Genomic DNA, 25,952 nt, shown 5'->3' with positions numbered 1-25,952 from the left:
TTAACCTAAACTGATGAGAGGTTGACCGCTGGAAACGCTGTCACCATCTTTTACCTGAATTGAAGACACGGTGCCGTCAAAGGCACTGCGGATCTCTGTTTCCATTTTCATAGCTTCAAGAATGATCACCACGTCACCATTGGCCACCTGGTCGCCCGGCGATACCAGGATCTTAAAGACGTTGCCTGCCAGTGGAGCATTAATGGTCTGACCGGATGGTGCAGGCGCGGCCTGAGCCTGAGCCGGCGCAGAGGGCGCCGGAGTAATAGCGCCTAACTCGCCTTGTGCGCCCACTTCCACGCTATACAACTTGCCATCAACACGTACATCATAAACCGCCGCTTCTGATGCTGGGGCAGGAGCACTGACTGCCGGTGCAGCAGATGCGGCTTCTTCACCAGTCGGTACCGGTTCAAAAGCCTCCGGATTATTGCGGTTTTCAAGGAACTTAAGGCCAATTTGCGGGAACAGCGCATAGGTCAGCACGTCGTCGATTTTGTCTTTAGCCAGAGAGATGGATTTTTCTTTAGCCAGACTATCGAGTTCAGTTTCAAGTTTTTCCAGTTCAGCTTCAATCAGATCGGCAGGACGACAGGTGATTGCTTCGCCGCCATCCAGCACGCGTGCTTGCAGTTCACTGTTAACCGGTGCAGCAGTAGCGCCGTATTCGCCTTTCAGGACGCCAGCAGTTTCTTTAGAGATACTCTTATAACGTTCGCCGGTCAGTACGTTGAGTACCGCCTGAGTGCCAACGATTTGCGAGGTGGGTGTAACCAGAGGAATAAAGCCAAGATCTTCACGAACGCGCGGGATTTCCTGCAGTACTTCATCAAATTTATCGGCTGCGCCCTGCTCTTTGAGCTGGCTTTCCATGTTGGTAAGCATACCACCAGGCACCTGAGCCAGCAGAATACGTGCATCAACGCCTTTCAGGCTGCCTTCAAACTTAGCATACTTCTTACGCACATCACGGAAATATGCGGCAATTTCGGCCAGCTCCGGTAAGTCGAGGCCGGTATCGCGCTCGGTACTTTCCAGAATCGACACAATGGTTTCGGTGGCAGAGTGACCATACGTCATACTCATTGACGAGATTGCGGTATCCAGAATGTCGATACCAGCGTCTATGGCTTTTTGGTAAGTGGCGGTGCTCAGGCCGGTAGTGGCGTGACACTGCATGGCAATCGGCACATCTACGGTTTTCTTCAGTTCGGTAATCAGTGTTTCACACTCATAAGGCTTGAGCAGACCGGCCATATCTTTAATACAAATAGAGTGAACACCCATATCTTCGAGCTTTTTCGCCATGTCCAGCCACAACTCGAGGTTATGTACAGGGCTCACGGTGTAAGAGATAGTACCCTGAGCATGCGCACCGCAATTTACTGCGGCTTTGATGGCCGTTTCAAGGTTACGTACATCATTCATGGCATCGAAAATACGGAATACGTCTACACCGTTGTCGTGCGCACGCTCAACAAAGCGGGTAACCACGTCATCGGCATAATGGCGATAACCGAGCAGGTTCTGACCGCGCAGTAACATTTGCTGCGGGGTCTTTGGCATGGCTTTTTTCAGCTCACGGATACGTTCCCAGGGATCTTCACCCAGATAACGAATACACGAATCGAAGGTGGCACCACCCCAGGACTCAATCGACCAATAACCCGCGTTATCAAGCTTTTCAGCGATGGGTAGCATATCGTCCAGACGCATTCTGGTTGCTAGCAATGATTGGTGCGCATCCCGAAGCACCAGTTCGGTAATCGCCAGTGGCTTAGACATGTGTTCTCCTAAAGTGTGTTATTTATTCTTTGCGTTTCTGTGCGCGTGCACAGCAGCAGAAATGGCAGCGATAACATTGTTATCGGCGGCGGCTGTTGAAGTGGCTTTCGTGCCCGACGCTCTTACCGGCGACTGCGGCTCCTGACCAGGGAAACGCTCACAAAAAGCCTTGAGCGCGTTTACCGCGAAAATAAGGATTGTCAGAAACACAAAAACAAAGCCCATTCCCACCAGCAGTAAATTGCCAGCTTCCATTAGTAATTCTGAAATCGGTGTAGTCATTGCTTTTCCCGGGCATTATTTTGGAAACAGATTAGTATCACGGCAGTTGCTAAAAGACAATATAAACAACTGTTTGAATTGCATAAAAAATCAATTTTTACGACTAAATATCAATATATATTCTATTTTTTGCATAAAATTAAGCTTTATTTATGTAACCTATAAATCTCATGAATGCTTATATCACATTAAATTAACATTCTATTATCACCTCATTACCCATAAACTGTGTTTATAGCTCGTATAAGTGATTAATATATCGCCTGTAAATGAGTGTGCTGGAGGGCATTGACGAACACAAGGTAAAGTTCAGCAATGCTTGATCTGAATTAATGGAAAAAGAGTTTAAGGGCTCTGTGAGGCCGTCCGGTTAAATCTATAGCGGCAGGCGATTATAAAGTTTTACACATAAAACAACTGTTAGGATCGGCCTGATAGTCAGCAAATGGCCCACAAAATTGAAATCCATAGCGCTGATATAACTGCCTGGCCGGGGCAAAAAAGTCCATGCTGCCAGTTTCCAGCCACAAGCTTTGATAACCAGTATTCGCTGCATAATCAATAACATGCTCAAGCAATCTTTTGCCAGTACCGGTACGCCGTGCACTGGCTGGTGTTCGCATGGATTTTATTTCGGCCTGAGCGGCGTTAAGATGTTTTAGTGCGATGCAGCCCAGCAGTTTATGCCCACAACGGGCCGCAAAAAAGGTAATGTCCGGCGCTTTAAGTTTATCAACGTCGAGAGCATGCACGCACTCAGGTGGCGATGTGGCATACATATCAGCCAGATGTTCCTCGAGCAACGCAATCACATCACCACCGGATAAATCATCTACCCTGATTTGCAGCGACTCGGCTGGCATGATTAAAGATAGCCTTTAAGCGTTGCCAGTCCAAACGCATTACAGGTGGTTGAATCCATCATTTCACCGTTAATGATGCGAGCTTTAACTTCTGCCAGCGGCAACTTATGCACGGTAAGTCCCTGCTCTTCTTCTTCGAGTTCCTGAGCCGTTTTGGTAAGATTTTTCGCCACAAAAATATGATAACGCTGGGAACACATACCATAGGCCAGGAACTGTTCGCCAACGTATTGCCAGTCGGCTGCCAGCAAACCGCATTCTTCTCTTAATTCGGCCTTAGCAACGCTCAGTGCGTCAAAGGTTTCTGCGCCCTCTTTAGCCCCTTGTGGAAATTCAAGATGACGGCCTTTTACCGGATAACGATATTGTTCGACAAGGTAAACATCGTCGCCATCAATGGCGATCACCACGACAAAGTCAGGCTTATCAACAACCCCATAAATCCCCCGGTAACCGTCATCACGGCCAATAGTATCTTCACGCACGGTCATCCAGCGATTCTGATAAACCACTTTGGAGCCGAGGGTTTGAATTTCGTCGGTGTTGGTGTCTTTCATATAAATCCGTTTAATACAGGGCGTAAATCAAAGGGGCAAAAAATAAGAGCTGCGAAAGCAGCTCTTATAAATGTTTAAATATATTCGACTTCTATGATTTCGTATTCAACGGTGCCAGCCGGCGTTTGAATGTTAACCATATCGTCGAGCTCTTTACCAATCAGGCCGCGGGCGATGGGCGAGTTAACAGAAATCAGGTTTTGTTTAATGTCGGCTTCATCGTCACCCACAATGCGATAAGTGGTTTCTTTATCGTTATCAACGTTAAGAATGGTCACCGTAGCACCAAAAATAACCTTGCCGTTGTTAGGCATTTTGGTGACATCAATGATTTGTGCATTAGACAGTTTACCTTCGATGTCCTGAATGCGGCCTTCACAGAAGCTTTGCTGTTCACGAGCGGCGTGGTATTCGGCATTCTCTTTTAAGTCGCCATGTTCACGGGCTTCCGCAATGGAGGCGATAATTTTAGGACGCTCGACCGATTTAAGTTGATTCAACTCCTCGCGAAGCATCTCAGCACCACGTGCAGTCATAGGATATTGAGTCATGTTGTTATTCTCACTTACCTGTAAATTAATAAAAAGGGGTCAGAGTACATTAATGAATAGCATTAATGTACTCTGACCCCTTTTTTTTCAATAGTTAATAACGAATTAATGCGTTAAAGAAGAATACACAGAATCCTGCTTTTTGTCATTATCCGTTTATTCTGGCGTGCAACTCCTGCACCGAGGTGACTTTACCGCGATCGTCAGCCGATTTTGCCTGAACAGTGGCAAACGCAGCATTCATAGTCGTGGTGTAGGTCACCTTATTTAGCAACGCTTCACGGCGAATGTAGACCGAATCGGTAATCGCCTGACGCCCTTCCGTTGTGTTTACAATGTAAGAATATTCACCATTCTTAATCGCATCCACAATATTCGGACGACCTTCAGAAAGCTTATTCACCACTGACACCTCAATACCCTGCGCACGCAGAGATTCTGCGGTACCGCTGGTACACTCAATGGTAAAGCCTTTCGCGATTAACGCTTTGGAGAGTTCTGCCAGTTTAGGCTTATCGGTTTGACGCACGGATAACAACGCTTTACCTGAAGCAGGCAGCGGTGCACCAGCACCAAGGTTTGCCTTAGCATAGGCTTCCTCAAAGGTATCACCTACGCCCATTACCTCACCGGTTGAGCGCATTTCAGGGCCTAACAGCGGATCCACACCCTGGAACTTAGCAAATGGCAGTACCACTTCTTTCACCGAGTAGAACGGTGGAATAACTTCTTCAGTAAAGCCTTGTTCTTTGAGAGATTTACCCGCCATTACCCGCGCTGCAATCTTGGCCAGAGGCACGCCTGTGGCTTTTGATACAAACGGAATGGTACGCGCAGCACGAGGGTTTACCTCAATCAGGTAGACTTCGCCATCTTTAATCGCAAACTGGGTATTCATCAGGCCAACTACGCCAAGCTCAAGAGCCATTGCCTTAACCTGCTCGCGCATTACGTCCTGAATGTCTTTTGGCAGTGAGTGCGGAGGCAGTGAACAGGCAGAGTCACCAGAGTGAACACCGGCTTGTTCGATGTGCTCCATGATACCGCCAATCACTACGTCGGTACCGTCGCATACTGCATCGATATCAACTTCGATAGCGTCGTCCAGGAAGCGGTCCAGCAATACCGGTGAGTCGTTAGACACTTTCACCGCTTCGTTCAGATAACGTTTCAGGTCTTTTAAGTCGTAGACGATTTCCATCGCACGACCACCTAATACGTAAGAAGGGCGAACCACCAGCGGGAAGCCAATTTCCTTGCCTTTCTCAAGCGCCTGTTCCATGTTGCTAACAGTTGCGTTAGCAGGCTGCTTCAGGGCCAGTTTATTAACCATTTGCTGGAAACGCTCACGGTCTTCAGCGCGGTCGATGGCTTCTGGTGAAGTACCGATAATGGGTACACCGTTAGCTTCCAGGGCACGGGCCAGTTTGAGCGGGGTCTGACCGCCGTACTGCACGATAACGCCTTTAGGCTGTTCAACGGCAACGATTTCCAGTACATCTTCCAGCGTTACCGGTTCGAAGTAGAGGCGATCTGAGGTGTCGTAGTCGGTAGACACGGTTTCCGGGTTACAGTTAACCATAATGGTTTCATAACCGTCTTCACGCATCGACAGCGCCGCGTGTACGCAGCAGTAATCGAATTCGATACCCTGACCGATACGGTTTGGACCACCGCCCAATACCATGATCTTTTCTTTGTCAGAAGGCGCAGCTTCACACTCTTCATCATAAGTTGAATACATGTAGGCTGTGCTGGTAGCAAACTCAGCGGCACAGGTATCAACGCGCTTGTACACCGGCTTAATGCCCATGCCTAAACGCAGGTCGCGGACGTCGCTTTCGGCTACTGCCGTAAGGTCTGCCAGACGGGCATCAGAGAAACCTTTGCGCTTGAGGGTGGTCATCAGATTGTCATCGATATTGGCCACACCCAGCTCAGCCACTTTTTGTTCAAGCAGCACCAGTTCTTCTAACTGCACCAGGAACCAGCGGTCAATGTTAGTCAGTTTAAAGACTTCTTCTACACTCATGCCGGAACGGAAAGCATCGCCGATGTACCAGATACGCTCTGCACCCGGTTGACGCAGTTCGTAAACCAGCTTGTTCTGTGCTTCCGGATCGTCAAGGTCAAGCATTGGGTCAAGACCCGTCGCGCCCACTTCCAGGCCGCGCAGGGCTTTTTGCAGTGATTCCTGCTGGTTACGACCAATCGCCATCACTTCACCAACTGACTTCATCTGAGTAGTCAGACGGTCATTAGAACCCGCAAACTTCTCAAAGTTAAAGCGTGGGATCTTAGTGACTACGTAGTCGATGGCCGGCTCAAACGATGCAGGCGTTAAACCGCCGGTAATATCGTTTGCTAGTTCGTCCAGGGTGTAACCTACAGCCAACTTAGCTGCTACTTTAGCAATCGGGAAACCGGTTGCTTTAGAAGCCAGCGCAGAAGAGCGGGATACCCGTGGATTCATCTCAATGATTACCAGACGGCCGGTTTTCGGATCGACGCCAAACTGTACGTTTGAGCCACCGGTTTCCACGCCGATTTCACGCAGTACAGCCATTGCTGCATTACGCATAATCTGGAATTCTTTGTCGGTCAGGGTTTGCGCAGGTGCTACGGTAATCGAGTCACCGGTGTGCACGCCCATCGGGTCGAAGTTTTCAATGGTACAAACGATGATACAGTTGTCGGCTTTATCGCGGACCACTTCCATCTCGTACTCTTTCCAGCCAATCAGTGATTCATCAATCAACAATTCGTTGGTCGGTGATAAATCCAGACCGCGGTTACAGATTTCATTAAACTCATCGATGTTATACGCGATACCACCGCCGGAACCACCCATAGTAAATGATGGACGGATGATACATGGGAAGCCAATACGGCTTAACACATCGTGAGCCTGCTCCATCGAGTGGGCAATTTCTGCACGCGGGCACTCAAGGCCAATAGACTTCATGGCTTTATCGAAACGTTCGCGGTCTTCCGCTTTGTCGATAGCATCAGCCGTGGCGCCAATAAGTTCTACGTTAAATTCGTCCAGTACGCCTTCGCGGTTCAGATCCAGCGCACAGTTCAGAGCAGTCTGGCCGCCCATGGTAGGCAGGATCGCATCAGGACGTTCTTTCTCGATAATTTTGCGCACCACTTCCCAGTGAATCGGCTCAATGTACGTGGCATCGGCCATTTCCGGGTCGGTCATGATGGTGGCAGGGTTAGAGTTAACCAGAATTACGCGGTAGCCTTCTTCACGAAGGGCTTTACACGCCTGGGCACCTGAATAGTCAAATTCACAGGCCTGACCGATAACGATAGGCCCGGCGCCGAGGATTAGGATACTTTTTAGGTCGGTACGTTTTGGCATTGGGGCAAGTTCCTACTGCTTTGACTGTTCGATTAAGTCGATAAAGTGATCAAATAATGCAGCTGCATCGTGCGGACCAGGGCTCGCTTCAGGGTGACCCTGGAAGCTGAACGCCGGTTTGTCGATACGATGAATACCCTGCAGGGATTTATCAAACAACGACACGTGCGTCACTTTAAGATTGTCTGGCAGATTTGCTTCATCAACCGCAAAACCGTGGTTTTGACTGGTGATCATCACCACATCACGCTCCAGGTCTTTCACCGGGTGGTTGGCACCATGGTGACCAAACTTCATCTTGACCGTTTTAGCACCGCTGGCCAGAGCCAGTAACTGGTGGCCTAAACAGATACCGAATACCGGTAAACCTGTGTCGACGAGGGTTTTAATCGCTTCGATAGCGTAGTCACACGGCTCAGGGTCGCCCGGGCCGTTTGACAGGAACACACCGTCCGGATTCATCGCCAGGACGTCTTCGGCTGAGGTTTGTGCAGGTACCAGCGTTAACTTACAGCCGCGGTCAACCAACATACGCAGGATGTTGTGTTTGGCACCGTAGTCGTAGGCCACTACATGGTATTTATAATCCGCACCGTCTTTATAGCCGCCTTCAAGCTCCCATACACCGCTGGTCCATTCGGTGATTTCTGTGGTCGAAACCACTTTAGCTAAATCCATTCCTTTGAGGCCGGGGAACGCTTTGGCGTTTTCCAGCGCCGCCGCTTCATCCAGCGCGTCGGTGCAGATGATGCAACCGTTTTGCGCGCCTTTGTCGCGCAGAATGCGCGTTAAGCGACGAGTGTCGATATCTGCAATGCCCACTACATTGTTGGCTTTGAGATAATCAGACAGCGTTTGTTCATTTCGAAAATTGCTGGCAACGAGAGGGAGATCTCTTATAACCAGACCTTTTGACCAGATTTTATTTGATTCAACATCTTCCTGGTTGGTACCGGTATTGCCGATATGGGGATAAGTAAGAGTAACAATTTGTTCAGCGTAAGAAGGGTCGGTCAGAATTTCCTGGTAGCCCGTCATTGATGTATTAAATACTACTTCACCAACTGACATACCTTGAGCACCAATAGCAGTACCCTTAAACACAGAACCATCTTCTAAGACCAGAAGGGCGGAATTAGCCAAGTCAACCTCCAAATTAAGGATAACCGAGAGTTTTAAATAACACTCACAAAAAACGGGAGGTAATATTCAATTTACATCCCGTTTACTAGAATTTGCAGCTAATGAATATGTGCTCAAACTGCCGCTAAAGCTAATGCAGCAGCGGTTTCAACACTAATTTTTGGCAAATTCCGTGGATTATAGCTTAAGAGACTTTAAAGGTCTATTCCGATCTGGAAAAATCATTAAAATAACCCATAAAGCTATAAATTCACGCAAAGATGCCAAAAAAGCAATTCATTGGGCCATTTTCTGCCGTTTCTATTTATTATTGATTTAAAGACAATACGTCATTCATGCCGTACTGGCCGGCATCCTGCTGCGACAGCCACATGGCAGCCTGCACCGCACCACGGGCAAAAGTTAGGCGACTGGAAGCCTTATGGGTAATCTCCAGGCGTTCACCAATATCCGCGAACAAAGCCGTATGCTCACCCACTACGTCACCGGCGCGAACAGTGGCAAAGCCAATAGTGTTGTGGTCTCGCGGCGGTGTTTTGCCCTCGCGGCCATACACAGCGCAGGTTGAGAGGTCGCGACCCAGCTCGTCAGCAATAGCTTCACCAATCGCCATGGCGGTACCCGACGGCGCATCCTGTTTAAAGCGGTGGTGCGCCTCTAAAATCTCGATATCCGCAGTTGCGCCCAATGCACGGGCAGCCTGTTTTACCAGGGATAACATTAAATTCACCCCAACACTGTAATTTGCGGCAAATACCACCGGAATTTTGGTTGCTGCATCAGCCAGTAAGTCCAGCTGTGCGGCTGACAAACCGGTAGTGCCAATGACTACAGGCTTGTTATTGGTCACACACCACTTGAGGTTACTATCGAACGCGGCAGGCAGAGTAAAGTCGATCATCACATCGACGTCTGCCGGGTCAATGGAAGACAAAGCACTACATGCAGTTTCCAGCTTTCCTATGCCCGCCAGTTCACCTACGTCCATACCGACCCACGGAGAGTCATCTCGTACCGATGCAACACTTAATGAGGCGGTATCATGTTCATTGAGCGCTTCAATCAATACCCGTCCCATCCGACCATTGGCGCCAAAAAGACCTACTTTCATCGAAAACCTGCTTGCTTATTTAAGGTGCCCTTGGTTGACTGTAGGGACAGTTTTCCGGGCAATGTGACTGTTGATGGGCGAATTGTGCCTGATAGCCGTGCAGATGAAAACCCACAAATGGTTGAACTTTTATACCTGTCCGGCTTCAATGAGAACCCATTGCGCCGCATAAAATTAATCACACTTAACACCAAAAGGTTTGTTACAGGACTTATAGAAATGGAAAAACGTCTTATCTGGGATATTCCGACCCGCCTCTTCCACTGGCTGTTAGTAGCCTGCATCGTGGCACAATACTTAACTGCTGAGGTACTCGACGCCATTGACTGGCATTTTAAAATTGGCTATTTCACGCTGGGCCTTATTTTGTTCCGCTTACTGTGGGGATTTGCAGGTACCACCTACGCCCGTTTCAGCCAGTTTTTAGCCGGCCCCGGCAAAGTGCTTTCCTATGCGAAAACCATGACTAACCCAAATTCGCCAGAACATGCCGGGCACAACCCTATGGGCGGCTGGATGGTTATCGCCCTGCTGTTGTTAGTGGCGCTACAAGGTATCAGCGGCTTATTTATCGGCGACGATATTATCAATAACGGCCCTTATTACGATGCCGTGTCCGACGCCACCCGCGACACCATGAATTCTATTCACCATACGGCCTTTAATATTCTGCTGGCAGCAATTGCGCTGCATATTATCGCAGTAGTATTTTATGCCCGTTTTAAAAAGCAGATGCTGGTACCGGCTATGCTGCATGGTAAGAAACCCACCAACGAAGCGGGTATATCTTCTTCGCGGCTATTACTGGCACTCATACTGGTCATTATAGTGATTGCAGCAATGTACTACGCCATTGAAATTGCCCCACCCGCCCCGGCTGTGGATGCGGATATGTATTACTAGTACTGCTCTAAGCCTGCTAATGGATGCGGTCTTTTTAATTTAATAAACGCCATTGAACTTACACGGGGTTGCTTAGTCGATATATTGCAAAATAATTGTTCTCTACAAGGAGTGTTATGAATATTAAAGTGTTAGCCCTCTTAATGATGGCGACATCTACGCTACTTAGTGGGTGTATGAGTATCCCTGTTACTACCATGTACAAGGTGTCCCAATTATCTATTCTGAGTCTGAATCCTGATGAAATTCAGGTTGCCGTGCTTACCAATGAAGCCGAAAACTTCCCCCCTTTCAACCATGAGTATGAGTTCAAGCCACAGGAACAGGTACTATCAGCTTCAGCAAGTAATATCCCGGCCATTCTTAAAGATGACATTGAGGATAATGAAAAAATAACCATTCTGACGTTTTATGACAAAGATGCAGCCACTATGAAAGATGTACTGGCACAGGTAAAACGTTATCGCGAAAAAGGCGCGAAAGTATATAGTGAATTTTCCATTGGCTTCGAGAGTAGTTGCTTTAGCAATCTTTACCAATTTGATGAACTTGAAGTTGATTTGTTTTTGCAAACAAAAGAAGACGATGGCTTCATGCTGTTTTTCGAAGATATCGACATTATTGAAGAAGCGCGAGAATACGACGTTGAAGATAATTCCCAAGGGGAATGCAACGCAGATTAATCTATCGCACTATCAGGAGCTGTTGAACGGTAGTGCAGAAATGTTGTTTCACATAAACACAGAGATCAGCAGACCCGGACTACCGCCATTCTATCAGATGTACCGCCTGCGTTCAGCGGCCACACCAAGCGCAACAAAGGCGACAATAAATGCCACACCGCGATATTCGTAGGCCACAAATTTAAAGATATGATGGAGCAGTGGCGCACCATATAAGGTAAGCGCACCATATCCAAACGCACACAGCAACACAAACAGGCCGCTGCGCAATATAAAGTGCAGGCCGCTCAGGCTGCGTTTAACCTGCTTGTTGATGATGTCGCCATAAACAACCAGCAGGGTTGCCATTAACATCAGGCTCATTTCATTAAAATAACTCGCCAGCAAATCACTGGCAGGCGTGGTGAAAGACGCAATCACGTACTACTCATTATCGGATATGGATCTGACCGCATTTTGCAAGCGGGCTGCGGGGAAGTCAAAGAAAAAAGCCGGCTTTCACCGGCTAAAAAGTTGCTCCCGAAGAACGTACAAGAGCAACTTTGATGTTGAAACTTTATGATTAATCAGTACCTTCCTTAACCAGCCCCTGCTCTTTCATGATCGCTTCGATTTCGGGCACACTGGCCGGATCGTCAATGGTGGATGGCACTGCCACCTCCTGATTCGAGGCAATCTGACGTAATAGCTTACGGAGTATTTTGCCAGACCGGGTTTTAGGCAGCCTTGGTACCACTACTGCTCGCTTAAAACAGGCAATCGGACCAATTTCTTTTCGGACCATGGCTACCAGCTCTTTTTGCAGGTCATCCTCGTCGATGTCGTAACCATCTTTGAGCAATACCAGACCAACGGGCTCCTGCCCTTTTAAGGCATCATGAACGCCAATAACACTGCATTCGGCAACGGCATCGTGAGCCGCCAGGATTTCTTCCATTTCACCGGTGGATAGACGGTGGCCGGCTACGTTAATTACGTCATCGGTACGACCCATAATAAATACATAGCCTTCATCATCCTTGTAACCGCCATCACCAGAACAGTAATAACCGGGGAAGTCGCTGAGGTAACCTGACTTAAAGCGTTCAAAATCGCCCCAAATGGTTGCCAGACAGCTTGGTGGTAAAGGTAACTTAATCGCGATAGCGCCCTGCTCACCAGCGGGCAACTCATTCCCCCGGGCATCAAGAACCTGCACATTGAACCCAGGCGTTGGCAAGGTTGATGAGCCTGGCTTGGCCGGTTTGGGTTCAATACCCATCAGGTTGGCGCAGATAGCCCAGCCGGTTTCGGTTTGCCACCAGTGATCAACCACAGGCTTGCCGGTTTTATCTACCGTCCACAGGTAGGTAGGCGGATCGAGTCTCTCACCTGCCATAAAGATAGTTTTCAGGGAAGAGATATCATACTTGTTAATTTCCGCCGCTTCCGGGTCTTCCTTACGAATAGCCCGAAACGCAGTAGGCGCTGCGAATAATGCTTTAATTTTGTATTCATCTACCATTCGCCAGAATGCGCCGGCATCGGGTGTGCGTACAGGCTTACCTTCATAAACAACGGTAGTGCAACCATGCAGAAGCGGGCCGTAAACGATATAGGAGTGACCCACAACCCAACCCACATCGGATGCGGCCCAGAACACTTCGCCCGGTTGCATATCGTAAACCGCCGTCATGGAATATTTTAATGCCACGGCATGGCCGCCGTTTTCACGCACAACACCTTTTGGTTTACCGGTGGTGCCAGATGTATACAAAATATACAGTGGATCTGTACCTTTAACTGCTACACAATCTGCTGGAGTGGCTTTCGCCATTGCCTCTGCCCAGTCGATATCCATGCCTTCATGCATCGCCGCTTTGGCTTGTGGCCGCTGCAGTACCACACAACACTCTGGTTTGTGGGCCGATAGCTCAATGGCTTTGTCGACAAGCGGCTTGTATTCAATCACCTTGGCCACTTCGATACCGCATGACGCGGTTACTATCAGTTTTGGCTCAGCATCTTCAATACGCACCGCTAATTCATGCGGCGCAAAACCACCAAATACCACTGAGTGGATGGCACCAAGGCGGGCAATCGCCAGCATGGCCACTACGGCCTCAGTAATCATTGGCATGTATACTACAACACGATCGCCCTTCTCTACGCCCTGGGCTTTTAGCACCCCGGCAAACAGCGAAACTTGTTCCTGCAGCTGTGCGTAGGTGAGTACAGACTTACTGTTAGAAACCGGAGAATCATAGATAATAGCTGGCTGGTCGCCGCGGCCGTTTTCAACGTGATAATCAACGGCCATGTAGGCAGTATTCATTTCACCGTCGTCAAACCAGTGGTAAATACCCTCGTTGTCCTGGGTAAGAATGTCCTGTGGTGCTTTAAACCAGGGCAGCGCTTTGGCTTGCTCTGCCCAAAATTCGGCGGGTTGCTCTATTGAACGCTGATATTCTGCTTGGTATGACATACAAATTCACTTCCTACACTATTATTATGCGGTTTGAAATCTTCGCTGAAAGCTTCTACATGCTATTACAGTAATAGAAAACGGGCCGTTTGCGCATACGACCATTGGCTTATATGTCGACAACTTTAGACTAATTGCGCTTTTTTTAATCTAAATCAATTTTACTCAGTGAGCTGTTCATAATAAAGTCGCGCCAGGCTTTCTCCGGCAGCGGGCGAGAATAAAAATAGCCCTGAAAATACTCGCAGCCACGTTGGCGCAAATACTTTCGCTGGAACTCGTTTTCGATACCTTCGGCCACACTACTCACCCCCAGTGCATGGGCCAGATCGATGATGGAATTCACAATCGGCACTTCGTCATCATGAAAGTTAATTTCATCCACAAAATAGCGGTCTATCTTAAGCTCTGAAATGGGCAATTCTTTCAGATAACTCAGGCTGGAGTAACCGGTACCAAAGTCATCGATAGAGAATGAGAAACCGAGTTCCCCCAGCTTTTCCATGCGCTCGCGCACTAAATCAATGCTCGATACCAGCGTAGTTTCGGTAATCTCCAGCATCAGCGTATCGGGCGCGAGCCCCCATTTCTCGATAAGTTGTGTAATGGTTTCGGCAAAGTCTGCGCGCACAATATGGCGGCCGCTGATATTCACAGCGATGCGGGTATGCTTACCCAGCTGCTCGCATTCATGGAGTAAGCGACAGGCTTCGTTTATTACCCAGTTGCCTATATCGATGATAGTATCACTTTCTTCCGCTACCGGGATAAACTCGACCGGACTGACCATACCTAATTCAGGGTGCTCCCAGCGGATCAGCGCCTCGGAGCCGATAACCTCATTAGACGCGTTAAACTGCGGCTGCAACATCAGATAAAATTCGTTGTTCTGCAATGCCCGCTGAAAAGAGTGGGTGATGGTGTTATAGCGGTTGTAATCCTCAAACGCAGCGTTGTCGAGGGTTAACACACTGCCCGGCCCTTGCTTCTTGGCGCGTTTTTTACCAAAGGACAGCACACCGTTGACCTTTTCGTAACTGGCTTTAGAGGCCTCTAGGCGGCAGGAGGAAATGGCGGCGGTAACTGAGTGAATTAAATCATCCACCGCGATGGGCGTCACAATGGCTTTGTGGATCTCCCATTCCAGGGTATTGATGATATTCTCGTTTTCCCGATTCTCACCGTCAACCGGTGCGGTAGACAGGATCAGGAAGTTATCACCTATACCGCGATACACTTTTAAATCCCCATCAATCGCCGCATTTATGCGCTGCCCGATGGTGGCCAGGATTCTGTCGCCCACATGCTTGCCAAAGCTCAGGTTGTACTGAGTGAAATTATCCATATCGATCAGGCAGCAATAAATGTCCAGGGCGTTGAACTGTGAGGACGCCTGATTGAGTACCCGTGCCAGATCCATTTCAAAAGAACGCATATTCGGCAGTTCGGTGAGATCATCGAAATACGCCGTCTTATAGATTTCTTCCATGGCTTTTTTACGCTCGGTAATATCTTTGACAATACCGATAAACTGGCGCTGCCCGTCCTGCACCACTTCTGACAGGGAAAGCTCGATGGGAAACACCCGGCCGGATTTATGTAAACCAGGCAGCTCCCGTCCCACACCAATGATTTTTGCCCGGCCGGTTTCAAGGTAATGTTTAAGAAATTCGCTGTGGTATTTTGCATACGGATCAGGCATCAGAATACTGACATCCTGGCCCATTATATCCTCGGGTTCATAACCAAAGATTGTCGACATTGTTTTATTAGCGGTAATGATAGTGCCGCTGGTATCGATAGTGACAACCACGTCATTTAAGTTGTCGAGGATAGCGGTAAGGTAGGCTGCATAGTTGTATTCGGTTTCCAGTAGCCGGTACTGTTCGGTGATGTCCTCCAGCGCGCCAAATACCTGTGTAACCTTTTTCCCGGTGTAGCGCGGCTTACCGGTGGCTTTAATGCGCAAGACCTTACCATCAGCGCGGCGCAGAAAGCCCTCGAGGCAATATTCCTTGCCCTCACTTACCACCTTGTCAAAGGATGTCATGATGGCTTTTTTGGTTTCCGGTGGAAAGTATGCCATGGCCGTCGAAATAGAAACTGGTGAGCCGTGGGGTAGGCCGTAAATCCGGAACATTTCATCTGTCCAGGTAATTACGCCACTGGCCAAATCGACTTCCCAGCCACCGGTTTTGGAAATGGAACCAATTTCATTGAGGAGTTCGAGTTTCTGATTAAGCTGCGTATTGGTGCTGATAACCGGGCATTTATAGGTGTGAGTCCGCTCCAGGGCCAGCTTTAGCCGTTCAACGGCCAGCTCCATAGCCAGCTCAGCCTGAGTGGCCGAACCGCCTTGTTTATCGAGTAGAAATACCAGGCCCCCTACCGCACTGAAATCCTCCAACAGTAGGACTTTTGCCACGCCCTCAACATCGCTCAGAAGGTTGCTGCCGTTTACGCTGAACTGCTCAACCTTTTGTGTTCCCTGATTGCGACGGTCAAACCGCTTAAACGACAGCTCAAAATCTGTCACATCAACGGTTTCACCGTTATTCATTAAGAATATAAGATTAGCAGGTTCGCCCTGCTCATTCAGGGTAAACACGGCAACGCCTGAGCACTCAGACTTAGAAACTGCCTGCTCAGCAATGGTGAAAAAATCGAGTTCGGATACCTTTTCCAACATGAGGAGTCTGATGCGTCCTGCTAAAATTTACGGTTACTATTCAGTCGCTAATAATCGAGCCCGGTACTAAGCTTAGAAAACTATCCCTGAATTACAACAAATATAGACGTTATAAAACGGCCGGCCACACTAAATTTCGAACCTTTTAAGAATACTACCAATCATAAATACTAAACGAAAGTATCGATTTATCTAAATTTCCACTCTGGTTAGCAATTCAATAAGCCTCAGTATTTTTTGACCGACAGCTCGGCTATTCAAACTGAATAGGCAGATTAATACTCAGGCAGGAGTTCTTTACTGCAGAATATAAAAAGCCGGCTGATGCCGGCTTCCTGAATAACACGTCTATGAGCTTATATTACTCTTTGTAATCATCGTGGCATGACTTACAGCCACCGCCCAGTGCGCCTATCGCCTTGCCATAGCTGCCTTCATCACCTGACAATGCGGCTTTTTTGATGCCCGTGGCCGCTTCTTTAAATTTAGCAATCTTAGCCATAACGTCTGACTCATTGCTAAACAGAGCTGGTTTGGCTTCGGTATCCACGTCAAAACCGGTGGTATCCACCAGCAGGTAGTCAGCCATCATATCGGCCAGTTGCTCCAGACGCGTGGCATTGGTTTGCATAACCTCGGTATCGAAAGGTAGTGCGCCTTTAGCCATACCAAACATAGGTGATGCGTTGCTCTTTACCAGTTGAAACAGTGACTGACGATACTCCACTGCAGCTTCTGCCTGTTTTTCTGACTTTGCAACGGTTGCTGCATTAGCTGCAGTTAACATGCCTGCAGCCATTAGTCCCACTGTAAATACCTTTACTGATTTCATTTCCTGGTCTCCGGTTATTAAAGGCTCGCCTTGGTAAGCGAAATTGTTATTACTGTTTTTTATACTGGACAAACAAAAACGGATCAACAAGGGTTGATCCGTTAAATGTTTAATTTTAAAAGCCGGATGACTAATTAGTCAGGTCATCAAAGAACTTTTTAACGCCGTCAAAGAAGCCCTGCTCTTTAGGGCGGTGCTTGGCAGCGTCTGTGCCCTTGCCCATTGATTCATCCAGCTCCTTAAGCAATTCTTTCTGCTTGGATGACAGATTCACCGGGGTTTCCACCACTACCTTACACAACAAGTCACCAATCGCGCCACTGCGTACCGACTTCACGCCTTTGCCACGCAGGCGGAACATTCTACCAGTTTGCGTCTCAGGACTGACTTTCAGCTTCACTTTACCGTCTAGCGTTGGCACCTGTAGTTCGCCGCCCAGCGCCGCCGTAGTAAAGCTTAGTGGTACTTCGCAGTACAGATTATTACCATCACGGGTAAAGATATCATGATCGCGTACATGTACCTGAACATATAAGTCACCTGCTGGCGCGCCGCTTTCACCGGCTTCGCCTTCACCGCTTAAGCGGATACGGTCTCCGGTATCCACACCTGCCGGCACTTTAACCGACAAGGTTTTAGTTTGTTCCTTACGGCCCTGACCATGACACTCATTACATGGATCGCTGATGATCTTGCCGCGACCTGAGCAGGTAGGACAGGTTTGCTGAACCGCAAAGAAACCCTGGCGCATCTGCACCTGGCCCTGACCATGACAGGTTGGACAGGTTTTAGGGCTGGTGCCTTTCTTCGCACCGGAGCCATGACAAGAGTCACAGGCCACTAAAGTAGGTACGCGAATTTCAACCTCTTTACCGCGTACGGCTTCTTCCAGAGACATTTCCAGGTTGTAGCGTAGGTCTGCACCCTGACGTGCACGTGACTGACGACCACGGCCACCGCCAAAGATATCGCCAAATACATCGCCAAAAATGTCACCGAAATCAGCACCACCGCCAAAACCTGCGCCACCGCGGTTTGGATCAACGCCGGCGTGACCGTACTGATCGTAAGCGGCGCGTTTCTGGCCGTCGGTCAGTACCTCATAGGCTTCCTGAATTTCCTTGAACTTTTCTTCCAGTTCCTTGTTGCCCTGAGTACGGTCAGGGTGGTACTTCATAGCCAGTTTTTTGTATGCTTTTTTTATCTCGCGCTCGCCGGCACTTTTGTCCACGCCAAGCACTTCGTAGTAATCTCGTTTCGACATATCGCTCGCTATTCCTACCCGTTAACAGCAACGCAGTGTGCATTGCCCGATTGCTTAATTGTTACTATACCCATTTCAGCAACCATGTGCTTTTAAATAACTGTTGGCCATACCGGCTTTCAACATAGTTTGTGGAATGGGTATTACATAAAAAGGCGCAACAAGCTGTGTGCTGCTGCGCCTGATGGTAACGCTAACCGGCGGCGAACCGCCGGTATTTCGTGTTACTTATTTTTTATCGTCGTCTTTGACTTCTTCAAACTCAGCGTCAACAACGTCATCGTCAGGCTTGCCCTGGCTTGCGCCAGCATCCGCGCCTTCAGCACCGCCAGCTGCTGCTTGCTGTGCCTGAGCCGCTTCCATCAGCTTCGATGATGCCTGAATAAGCTCCTGAGTTTTCGCTTCGATTTCCGCTTTATCTTCGCCTTTCGCCGCTGTTTCCAGCGCGCTCAGGGCTTCTTCGATAGGCGCTTTATCGTCGGCGCTCAGTGCGTCACCTACTTCGTCCATTTGCTTACGGGTTGCGTGTATCATACCGTCAGCCTGGTTGCGAGCCTGGATCAGTTCTTCGAACTTCTTATCGGCTTCTTTGTTCGCTTCCGCGTCGGCAACCATTTTTTCGATTTCGTCTTCGTTCAGACCAGAAGACGCCTGAATGGTGATCTTCTGTTCTTTACCGGTGTCCTTATCTTTGGCAGAGACGTGCAGGATACCGTCGGCATCGATATCGAAAGTAACTTCGATTTGCGGTACACCGCGCGCCGCCGGGCGAATACCTTCTAAATTAAACTGACCCAGTGACTTGTTACCCTGTGCCTGTTTCCGCTCACCCTGCAGCACGTGTACGGTTACTGCAGACTGGTTGTCTTCTGCGGTAGAGAAGGTTTGCGATTTCTTAGTTGGAATCGTAGTGTTCTTCTCAATCAGCGCAGTCATTACACCGCCCATGGTTTCGATACCCAGTGATAACGGGGTAACGTCCAGCAGCAGTACGTCTTTCACGTCACCAGACAGAACACCACCTTGAATCGCAGCACCAACCGCTACCGCTTCGTCAGGGTTAACGTCTTTACGCGGCTCTTTACCGAAGAACTCTGTTACGTACTTCTGTACCAGAGGCATACGGGTTTGACCACCTACCAGGATAATGTCATTAACATCGCTTACTGAAAGATCGGCATCAGCCAGCGCCTTCTTAACCGGCTCAAGCGACTCTTTCACCATGTCTTCAACCAGTGACTCAAGCTTGGCACGGGTCAGTTTGATCGCTAAGTGCTTAGGACCAGAACCATCAGCGGTGATGTACGGCAGGTTTACTTCCGTTTGCTGTGAAGAAGACAGCTCGATTTTCGCTTTCTCGCCCGCTTCTTTTAAGCGTTGCATCGCCAGTGGATCTTTACGCAGGTTGATGCCCTGATCTTTATGGAACTCATCTACCAGGTAAGTGATAACACGGTTATCGAAGTCTTCACCACCTAAGTGCGTGTCACCATTAGTCGCCAGTACTTCAAACGTGTGCTCGCCGTCTACTTCATCGATTTCGATGATAGAGATATCAAAGGTACCACCACCTAAGTCGTAAACCGCAACAACGTTATCGCCTTGCTTTTTATCCATGCCATAAGCAAGGGCTGCAGCAGTCGGCTCGTTGATAATACGCTTAACTTCAAGACCAGCGATACGACCGGCATCTTTAGTTGCCTGACGCTGAGAGTCGTTAAAGTAAGCTGGTACAGTGATTACTGCGCCGGTTACCGCTTCACCCAGATAGTCTTCAGCGGTCTTTTTCATTTTCTTCAGTACTTCGGCAGATACCTGTGGTGGCGCCATTTTGTCGCCTTTCACTTCTACCCACGCGTCACCATTGTCTGCCTTGGCAATTTTGAAAGGCATGATGTCGATGTCGCGCTGTACTTCTTTGTCTTCAAAACGACGACCAATTAAACGCTTGATAGCGAATAATGTATTTTCCGGGTTTGTCACAGCCTGACGTTTCGCAGACTGACCAACCAGGGTCTCACCGTCGTTAGTGTAAGCGATAATTGATGGCGTGGTGCGGTCACCTTCCGCGTTCTCAATTACTCGCGGTTTGTCGCCGTCTAAAACTGCGACACATGAATTCGTTGTACCTAAGTCGATACCAATGATTCTACCCATTACGTGTCTCCGTATAATTCTGTAATCTTGCAAAATTAGTGGGGTTATTCACCACCAATTTCAATACCTGTCATTAAAAAATATCTGTTAAGCCTGCGTATCCACACCGCTACTTGGTGCACGCGAAACCATTACCATGGCCGGACGCAGCAAACGTCCGTTTAATTCGTAGCCTTTTTGCATCACTGCCATTACCGTGTTCGGTTCATGGTCAGCGCTTTCCTGCATCGACATAGCCTGATGCAGTTCTGGATTGAACGCCTCGCCTTGCGGATCAATAGGGGCCATTCCAAATTTTTCAATTGTGCTAACGAAAGATTTTAGGGTCATTTCAACCCCTTCTACCATCGGCTTGATAGCTTCGTTTTCGGTATCTGCCATTTGCAGACCACGCTCGAGGTTATCAATAACCGGCAGCAGTTCACCGGCAAAGCGCTCCAGTGCGAATTTGCGGGCTTTCTCTACTTCTCCGTCAGCACGACGGCGGGCGTTATCAGCTTCTGCACGAGCCCGCAACACGCTGTCTTGTTGCTCGGCCACTTTGGCTTCTGCCGCCGCCAGCGCTTTTTCCAGACTGGCAATTTTTTCTGCCGTTTCGTCGACAACTTCACCAGCCAGGGCTTCTTCGGGAGTTTCGCCCTCTACCACTTCGACCTGCTCAGCATCAACTGTCTGGGCGTCGGTTTGCGGGTCTACGGTTTCATTTTGTTCTGATTGCACGTCGCGTGGCTCGCTCATGCTTTCCTCCACAAGTTAAATTGGGTCGTTTTTCACATTGAGGCTATTTATGGGGGTGGTTTGACGACCTTCAAGGGTATCCACAATTTTTTTATGGTTTGCCGCAATTTTCTTTACCCGCTGCCGGTCGATGGCCGTTTATTGCACCAAATCAGGAGCGTTTTACTGATAAAAAATGTTTACAAAATATCAACATGGACAGGAATTGTGCTAATTTAACTGCGCAGCAAATAAGGGCTATTCATCATGCTAAACATTTGGAGTGTGAGCGCTATCGTCCTGCTTTATCTGGCAGGTTTGTTCGCGCTGGCATTTTGGGGTGACAAAAAAATTGATAAGAATAAGCAGCATCCCGTCCTGTATAGTTTAGGACTCGGGGTTCACTGTACGTCCTGGGCGTTTTTTGGCACCACCACCCAAACCACTCATTATGGCTGGCCGGTGTTTCCAACTTATGTTGGCATCGCACTGGTGATGCTGTTTGCCTTTCCGGTGTTAATTAAAATTACCCGTATTTGTCAGCAAAACAGCGTCAGCTCGCTGGCGGACTTTATCAGTCTGCGTTACGACCGCTCGCATAGCCTGGCGGCACTCATTACCCTGCTTTGTTTTGTTGGCGTAGTGCCTTACATCGCTCTGCAACTCGACGCCATTACTGAAAGCATTAATTTACTGACCGCCGATGCAGACAGCGGGGCAGGCACGGTAGGTTTATACGTGGCAGCATTAATGGCGCTGTTTGCTATTTTATTTGGTACCCAAACACTCAGCCTCACCGAGAAGCATCCTGGCCTGTTAGTCACTATCGCCGCTGAGTCGATGATTAAACTTATTGGTTTGTCTGTGGTGGGCATTTATGTGTGCTACGGCTTGTTCGAAGGATTATTCGATCTTATAGCTCAGGCTGCTCAACACCAGCCCGGGCGCGATATCCTGTATGCCGATAAAAGCTGGGGCGTTTATGTTAGTCATATTCTGCTGGGCATTTGTGCCATGTTTATATTGCCCCGTCAGTTTCATATGAACTTCGTTGAGAATAATGGCACCGGAGAGTTAAAAACTGCTCGCTGGCTGTTTCCTCTGTATCTTTTAGGCATGACGATTTTCCTGCTGCCCATCGCGCTGGCAGGCAGTGTACTGCTCGATCCGACTACCGCTCAGTCAGACTCGCTGGTGCTGGCGATCCCACTGCATGAGCAAAACCTTACCGTATCGGTTATCGCCTTTTTGGGCGGATTGTCGGCGACCACCAGCATGATCATTGTGGCAACACTGGCACTGGGGATAATGATTGCCAACAACCTGATCACGCCGCTGTGGTTTAAGTTCAAACTGAAAAAACAGGCCCGCCACAGCATGGAGGCCAGCCAGTTACTTAATATTCGTCGGCTCACAGTACTGGTAGTATTATCAGTCGCCTTTTGGTACCACGTTAATATCAGCCAGAGCGCGCCTTTGGTGAAAAGCGGCATCATTGCCATGGCGCTGCTATCGCAGATGCTGCCTGCCATGATGTTTAGCCTGTACTGGCAAAAGCGCAGTAAAACCGCCGCTATCAGTGGCATGCTGGCCGGTTTTATTGGCTGGGTGGTATGGATGCTCTACCCCAGCCTGCTGTCCAGCTACTACTTTAATCCTATTCCCAGCGATCATGAGCTGGCCACCAGCTATGTGCTGAGTCTGGTTATTAACTGCGTGGTTTATGTTTTAGTTGCAGCGCTACTACCTGTGGCAAAAGCCAACAATGAAAAAGAACACTCTCAGCCTGATAGTCCTGCAGAAGAGCCGGAGCTGGCCATCCCGGTAAGTGATTTATTGTCGCTAACCGAGCGGGTCCTTGAGCCCGGTGCACACGCTACGCTGGCCAGGCAACTCAGTGGCAACGATACCGGCAGCAGTCGTCAGGGCTATGCCAGTCAGGGCCTGTTAGTACGGGTGGAAAAGCTGATGGCCGGGCAAATAGGCCACCCCAGTGCCCGCTTACTACTTTCTGCCATAGCCGATTCACAGGGCCGCGGATTTTCTAATCTGGTGCACTGGGTAGAAGAAGCCTCGCAAAGCTTTCAGTTTAATCATGAAGTGCTTATGTCTTCGGTCCAGCATATCCAACAAGGCATAGTGGTGCTCGACCAGAGCCTTAACATGCTGGCCTGGAATGACAGTTACCTGGATATGTTCAACTACCCGACTGGCGTAATTCAGGTGGGCATGCCGATTAAAGATCTGCTGCAATATAATGCCCGGCGCGGCCTGCTAGGCGAAGTGAGCAATATGCAGGAAGAAATTGATAAGCGGGTGCAATACATGGCCGCGGGCAGCGAATATAAATATGTGCGTAAACAGGCCGATGGCCGGGTAATTGAACTTAACGGCAGCCCTTTACCGGGCGGCGGCTATGTCACCACTTACAGTGATATTACTGCCTATATTAAAATTCAGGATCAACTGGAACAGGCCAAAACCGAACTGGAAGCCCGCGTGGCCCATCGCACCAAACAGCTTGAAGTTGCCAAGCAGGAAGCCGACCAGGCCAATTTAAGTAAAACAAAATTTTTGGCTGCCGCCGGGCATGACCTGATGCAGCCGTTTAACGCCGCCACGCTGTTTGCCTCAATGCTGGTGCAAAAAACCTCTGGTACTGAGTTACACACGATGAGTGAAGGCCTGCTACATTCGCTTAACAGTGCAGAATCCTTGCTAACGTCCCTGCTGGATATGACACGTCTGGAGTCTGGCCGCCTGACCGTACAGAAAACCCACTTTGCCCTTGATGATGTGCTTGCCGGTCTGGTTAACGAATTCAGCATCATTGGCGAACAAAAGTCGCTGCAACTCAGCTATGTTCCCACCAGTGTCAACGTTTATTCTGATCCCAAGCTGTTACGCCGGATTATTCAGAATTTGTTATCTAATGCGGTGCGCTACACGCAAAGCGGCAGGGTGTTAATTGGGGTTCGCCATCGTGCGGGGAATTTTATCGAGATTGCGGTAATGGATACCGGCCCCGGCATTCCGGAAAACCAGTTACAGGATATTTTTAACGAATTTCATCAGCTTGATCAACAGCATAACCAGGGGCTCGGACTGGGCCTGACCATTGTGGAGCGGATCAGTCAGCTACTGGTTCACCCGGTGAGTGTTGCCTCACAACCAAACAAAGGCACCGCATTCAGTATTCGTGTGGAGCGGTCTCGTGAAACCTTACAGCGCCAACCGGACACCGCACCTGATAAGCGGTCGGAGCAGATAAATTTACTCGATAAGCAGTGCATTCTGATTATCGAAAATGACGAGCAAATAAGCTCCGCGATGGAAGCATTGCTGTCAGACTGGGGCGCTAAGGTGATGGTTGCGAAAACGGTAGCCGAGGCCCTGTCTTGTGAAACAATCCCCGACCTGATGTTGGTTGATTATCATCTGGATCACGGCGAGACAGGCATCAACGTGGCCTGTCAGTTGCGTAAACACTGGCAACGTTCGGTACCCGGTATTCTTAATACCGCTAACCGCCATGATGGCGTGCGTGATGAAGCACGTGAGGCAGGATTGCTGTATTTACCCAAACCGTTAAAACCCGCGGCACTCAAACGTATGCTGAAACAACATAAACTGACCAGTGGCTAACGCTGATTATTCAGTACGGATAGTTTTTGACAGACCACTGGCAGCTATTTGTTCATAACTGTTCAGGGCGGCCTGTGCGTGCTCTTTCATCAGAGCCTCAGCACGTGCTCCCTGCCCCGCAGCAATGGCCTGCACGATGGCGTGATGTTGCTGATGAGCATAATAGAGCCGTTCATATTCGCGCTCAGGTTGCTCAGGGTTAAACACCAGCGCATTTACCGATGCCATAGGAAGGTGCTCATTAATCTGCAAAGCCATCACAATCGCATTGTTCTGACTGCCTTTTACCAGGCACTCGTGGAACCGTCGGTTTATCTCTACATAGGTCTGGATCTTTTCTTCATCAAACGTGCGCTCGGCAAACAAGGTGTCACCCTCATGCAGACACAATCTGAGCTCGGCAATAATTGCACTGCCCCCCCCCTTCTCAACGATCTGTCGCACCGCTAAGCCTTCCAGCACGCCACGCACTTCTACAGAACCGGCAATTTCCTCGTTAGTCACTTTCCTAACCTGATAACCACGCCGGGGCAACTTCGTTAATAACCCCTCCTGTTCAAGGGCACGAAAAGCAATGCGAACCGGTGTTCGAGATACCCCCAACATATCTGCGGTGGGTATTTCAGCCAGTCTATCGCCCTGATTCAGCGCGCCAGAGAGGATTTTATTCCGTAATATGCTGAGTACGGCGTGTTTATCTTTCTTCATTTTCAATTTTCCTGAACGGCTATTCATCTTGTCTAACCAGGCCCCCCTTCTATTTTGCGCAGTAACGAGGTTGTAAACAAGCACTTAAGTAAATTCTTAATTGGATCCAATTATTATTAAACGGGCAAAAATTAAGGCCCATTAGTCTGACAATGTCCATTTTTGGATCCAAAATTTACAAAAAGCTAGAAACATTCTATTAACATTGCTAACATTGGATCCAATATA

The 25,952-nt window shown here is 48.8% G+C and carries 19 protein-coding genes; 3 read left to right on the top strand and 16 right to left on the bottom strand.

The genetic code is table 11. From position 1 onward, the window contains the following. From oadA to dapB, 8 genes are all read right to left on the bottom strand, one after another. Complete coding sequence (gene oadA, locus C6Y40_RS09985) at positions 1 to 1,785, bottom strand: sodium-extruding oxaloacetate decarboxylase subunit alpha (protein WP_105934472.1); 1,785 nt, start codon at positions 1,783 to 1,785, stop codon at positions 1 to 3. Between the two features lie 18 nt (positions 1,786 to 1,803). Then, positions 1,804 to 2,067, bottom strand: coding sequence for an OadG family protein (locus C6Y40_RS09980; RefSeq protein WP_105934471.1), 264 nt, complete (start codon positions 2,065 to 2,067; stop codon positions 1,804 to 1,806). Between the two features lie 392 nt (positions 2,068 to 2,459). Further along, positions 2,460 to 2,930 carry a GNAT family N-acetyltransferase gene (locus tag C6Y40_RS09975; protein ID WP_105934470.1) on the bottom strand — a complete coding sequence of 157 codons (471 nt, stop codon included), beginning with the start codon at positions 2,928 to 2,930 and terminating at the stop codon, positions 2,460 to 2,462. Positions 2,931 to 2,932: 2 nt separating this feature from the next. Next, positions 2,933 to 3,487 (bottom strand): NUDIX domain-containing protein, encoded by a 555-nt coding sequence (locus C6Y40_RS09970; protein ID WP_105934469.1) that lies wholly within the window; start codon positions 3,485 to 3,487, stop codon positions 2,933 to 2,935. 74 nt (positions 3,488 to 3,561) lie between these two features. Next, positions 3,562 to 4,038, bottom strand: a complete 477-nt coding sequence (greA, locus tag C6Y40_RS09965; protein ID WP_105934468.1) for a transcription elongation factor GreA — start codon at positions 4,036 to 4,038, stop codon at positions 3,562 to 3,564. A gap of 148 nt (positions 4,039 to 4,186) precedes the next feature. Next, on the bottom strand, positions 4,187 to 7,408 hold the full coding sequence (carB, locus tag C6Y40_RS09960) for a carbamoyl-phosphate synthase large subunit (protein WP_105934467.1): 3,222 nt from the start codon (positions 7,406 to 7,408) through the stop codon (positions 4,187 to 4,189). 12 nt (positions 7,409 to 7,420) lie between these two features. After that, positions 7,421 to 8,551, bottom strand: coding sequence for a glutamine-hydrolyzing carbamoyl-phosphate synthase small subunit (carA, locus tag C6Y40_RS09955; protein WP_105934466.1), 1,131 nt, complete (start codon positions 8,549 to 8,551; stop codon positions 7,421 to 7,423). Positions 8,552 to 8,858: 307 nt separating this feature from the next. Further along, complete coding sequence (gene dapB, locus C6Y40_RS09950) at positions 8,859 to 9,662, bottom strand: 4-hydroxy-tetrahydrodipicolinate reductase (protein WP_105934465.1); 804 nt, start codon at positions 9,660 to 9,662, stop codon at positions 8,859 to 8,861. 219 nt (positions 9,663 to 9,881) lie between these two features. Between dapB and C6Y40_RS09945 the strand changes: the two genes are divergently transcribed. Then, complete coding sequence (locus tag C6Y40_RS09945; RefSeq protein ID WP_105934527.1) at positions 9,882 to 10,565, top strand: cytochrome b/b6 domain-containing protein; 684 nt, start codon at positions 9,882 to 9,884, stop codon at positions 10,563 to 10,565. A 116-nt stretch (positions 10,566 to 10,681) separates the two neighbouring features. After that, positions 10,682 to 11,248, top strand: coding sequence for a hypothetical protein (locus C6Y40_RS09940; protein ID WP_105934464.1), 567 nt, complete (start codon positions 10,682 to 10,684; stop codon positions 11,246 to 11,248). Positions 11,249 to 11,341: 93 nt separating this feature from the next. Here C6Y40_RS09940 and C6Y40_RS09935 read toward each other — a convergent pair whose 3' ends face one another. The 7 genes from C6Y40_RS09935 to grpE form a co-directional block, all read right to left on the bottom strand. Then, positions 11,342 to 11,668 carry a DUF3392 family protein gene (locus C6Y40_RS09935; RefSeq protein WP_240621900.1) on the bottom strand — a complete coding sequence of 109 codons (327 nt, stop codon included), beginning with the start codon at positions 11,666 to 11,668 and terminating at the stop codon, positions 11,342 to 11,344. A 142-nt stretch (positions 11,669 to 11,810) separates the two neighbouring features. After that, a complete protein-coding gene (locus C6Y40_RS09930) occupies positions 11,811 to 13,712 on the bottom strand; it encodes a propionyl-CoA synthetase (protein ID WP_105934463.1) in 1,902 nt (633 codons plus the stop codon). A gap of 145 nt (positions 13,713 to 13,857) precedes the next feature. Then, entirely contained in the window at positions 13,858 to 16,401 is a 2,544-nt protein-coding gene (locus C6Y40_RS09925) for a bifunctional diguanylate cyclase/phosphodiesterase (protein WP_105934462.1), read from the bottom strand. Between the two features lie 361 nt (positions 16,402 to 16,762). Beyond that, positions 16,763 to 17,233 (bottom strand): c-type cytochrome, encoded by a 471-nt coding sequence (locus tag C6Y40_RS09920; RefSeq protein WP_105934461.1) that lies wholly within the window; start codon positions 17,231 to 17,233, stop codon positions 16,763 to 16,765. A 130-nt stretch (positions 17,234 to 17,363) separates the two neighbouring features. Next, a complete protein-coding gene (dnaJ, locus tag C6Y40_RS09915) occupies positions 17,364 to 18,497 on the bottom strand; it encodes a molecular chaperone DnaJ (protein WP_105934460.1) in 1,134 nt (377 codons plus the stop codon). Positions 18,498 to 18,725: 228 nt separating this feature from the next. Continuing rightward, positions 18,726 to 20,654, bottom strand: a complete 1,929-nt coding sequence (gene dnaK, locus C6Y40_RS09910) for a molecular chaperone DnaK (protein ID WP_105934459.1) — start codon at positions 20,652 to 20,654, stop codon at positions 18,726 to 18,728. 87 nt (positions 20,655 to 20,741) lie between these two features. Further along, the gene (gene grpE, locus C6Y40_RS09905) at positions 20,742 to 21,392 is read right to left on the bottom strand and encodes a nucleotide exchange factor GrpE (RefSeq protein ID WP_105934458.1); all 651 of its coding nucleotides are present in this window, start codon (positions 21,390 to 21,392) and stop codon (positions 20,742 to 20,744) included. A gap of 246 nt (positions 21,393 to 21,638) precedes the next feature. Between grpE and C6Y40_RS09900 the strand changes: the two genes are divergently transcribed. Continuing rightward, positions 21,639 to 25,016 carry a PAS domain-containing hybrid sensor histidine kinase/response regulator gene (locus tag C6Y40_RS09900; protein ID WP_105934457.1) on the top strand — a complete coding sequence of 1,126 codons (3,378 nt, stop codon included), beginning with the start codon at positions 21,639 to 21,641 and terminating at the stop codon, positions 25,014 to 25,016. Between the two features lie 6 nt (positions 25,017 to 25,022). On the opposite strand, the gene C6Y40_RS09895 is transcribed toward C6Y40_RS09900, so the two are convergent. Then, positions 25,023 to 25,724 carry a GntR family transcriptional regulator gene (locus C6Y40_RS09895; RefSeq protein ID WP_105934456.1) on the bottom strand — a complete coding sequence of 234 codons (702 nt, stop codon included), beginning with the start codon at positions 25,722 to 25,724 and terminating at the stop codon, positions 25,023 to 25,025. Positions 25,725 to 25,952 lie beyond the last annotated feature (228 nt).

Source organism: Marisediminitalea alba (genome assembly GCF_002993365.1).
GTDB classification, from domain to species: Bacteria; Pseudomonadota; Gammaproteobacteria; order Enterobacterales; family Alteromonadaceae; genus Alteromonas; species Alteromonas alba.
Note: the sequence above shows the minus strand (reverse complement) of the source record. Positions and strands in the feature narration are given on the sequence as shown.

Excerpts from the sequence above, each read along its gene's own strand:
- C6Y40_RS09945 (WP_105934527.1), top strand. The coding sequence starts at position 9,882 with ATGGAAAAACGTCTTATCTGGGATATTCCGACCCGCCTCTTCCACTGG.
- greA (WP_105934468.1), bottom strand. The coding sequence starts at position 4,038 with ATGACTCAATATCCTATGACTGCACGTGGTGCTGAGATGCTTCGCGAG.
- C6Y40_RS09895 (WP_105934456.1), bottom strand. The coding sequence starts at position 25,724 with ATGAAGAAAGATAAACACGCCGTACTCAGCATATTACGGAATAAAATC.
- C6Y40_RS09970 (WP_105934469.1), bottom strand. The coding sequence starts at position 3,487 with ATGAAAGACACCAACACCGACGAAATTCAAACCCTCGGCTCCAAAGTG.
- oadA (WP_105934472.1), bottom strand. The coding sequence starts at position 1,785 with ATGTCTAAGCCACTGGCGATTACCGAACTGGTGCTTCGGGATGCGCAC.
- C6Y40_RS09975 (WP_105934470.1), bottom strand. The coding sequence starts at position 2,930 with ATGCCAGCCGAGTCGCTGCAAATCAGGGTAGATGATTTATCCGGTGGT.
- C6Y40_RS09980 (WP_105934471.1), bottom strand. The coding sequence starts at position 2,067 with ATGACTACACCGATTTCAGAATTACTAATGGAAGCTGGCAATTTACTG.
- C6Y40_RS09940 (WP_105934464.1), top strand. The coding sequence starts at position 10,682 with ATGAATATTAAAGTGTTAGCCCTCTTAATGATGGCGACATCTACGCTA.
- dnaK (WP_105934459.1), bottom strand. The coding sequence starts at position 20,654 with ATGGGTAGAATCATTGGTATCGACTTAGGTACAACGAATTCATGTGTC.
- C6Y40_RS09930 (WP_105934463.1), bottom strand. The coding sequence starts at position 13,712 with ATGTCATACCAAGCAGAATATCAGCGTTCAATAGAGCAACCCGCCGAA.
- C6Y40_RS09900 (WP_105934457.1), top strand. The coding sequence starts at position 21,639 with ATGCTAAACATTTGGAGTGTGAGCGCTATCGTCCTGCTTTATCTGGCA.
- dnaJ (WP_105934460.1), bottom strand. The coding sequence starts at position 18,497 with ATGTCGAAACGAGATTACTACGAAGTGCTTGGCGTGGACAAAAGTGCC.
- C6Y40_RS09925 (WP_105934462.1), bottom strand. The coding sequence starts at position 16,401 with ATGTTGGAAAAGGTATCCGAACTCGATTTTTTCACCATTGCTGAGCAG.
- carB (WP_105934467.1), bottom strand. The coding sequence starts at position 7,408 with ATGCCAAAACGTACCGACCTAAAAAGTATCCTAATCCTCGGCGCCGGG.
- grpE (WP_105934458.1), bottom strand. The coding sequence starts at position 21,392 with ATGAGCGAGCCACGCGACGTGCAATCAGAACAAAATGAAACCGTAGAC.
- dapB (WP_105934465.1), bottom strand. The coding sequence starts at position 9,662 with ATGAAAGTAGGTCTTTTTGGCGCCAATGGTCGGATGGGACGGGTATTG.
- C6Y40_RS09920 (WP_105934461.1), bottom strand. The coding sequence starts at position 17,233 with ATGAAATCAGTAAAGGTATTTACAGTGGGACTAATGGCTGCAGGCATG.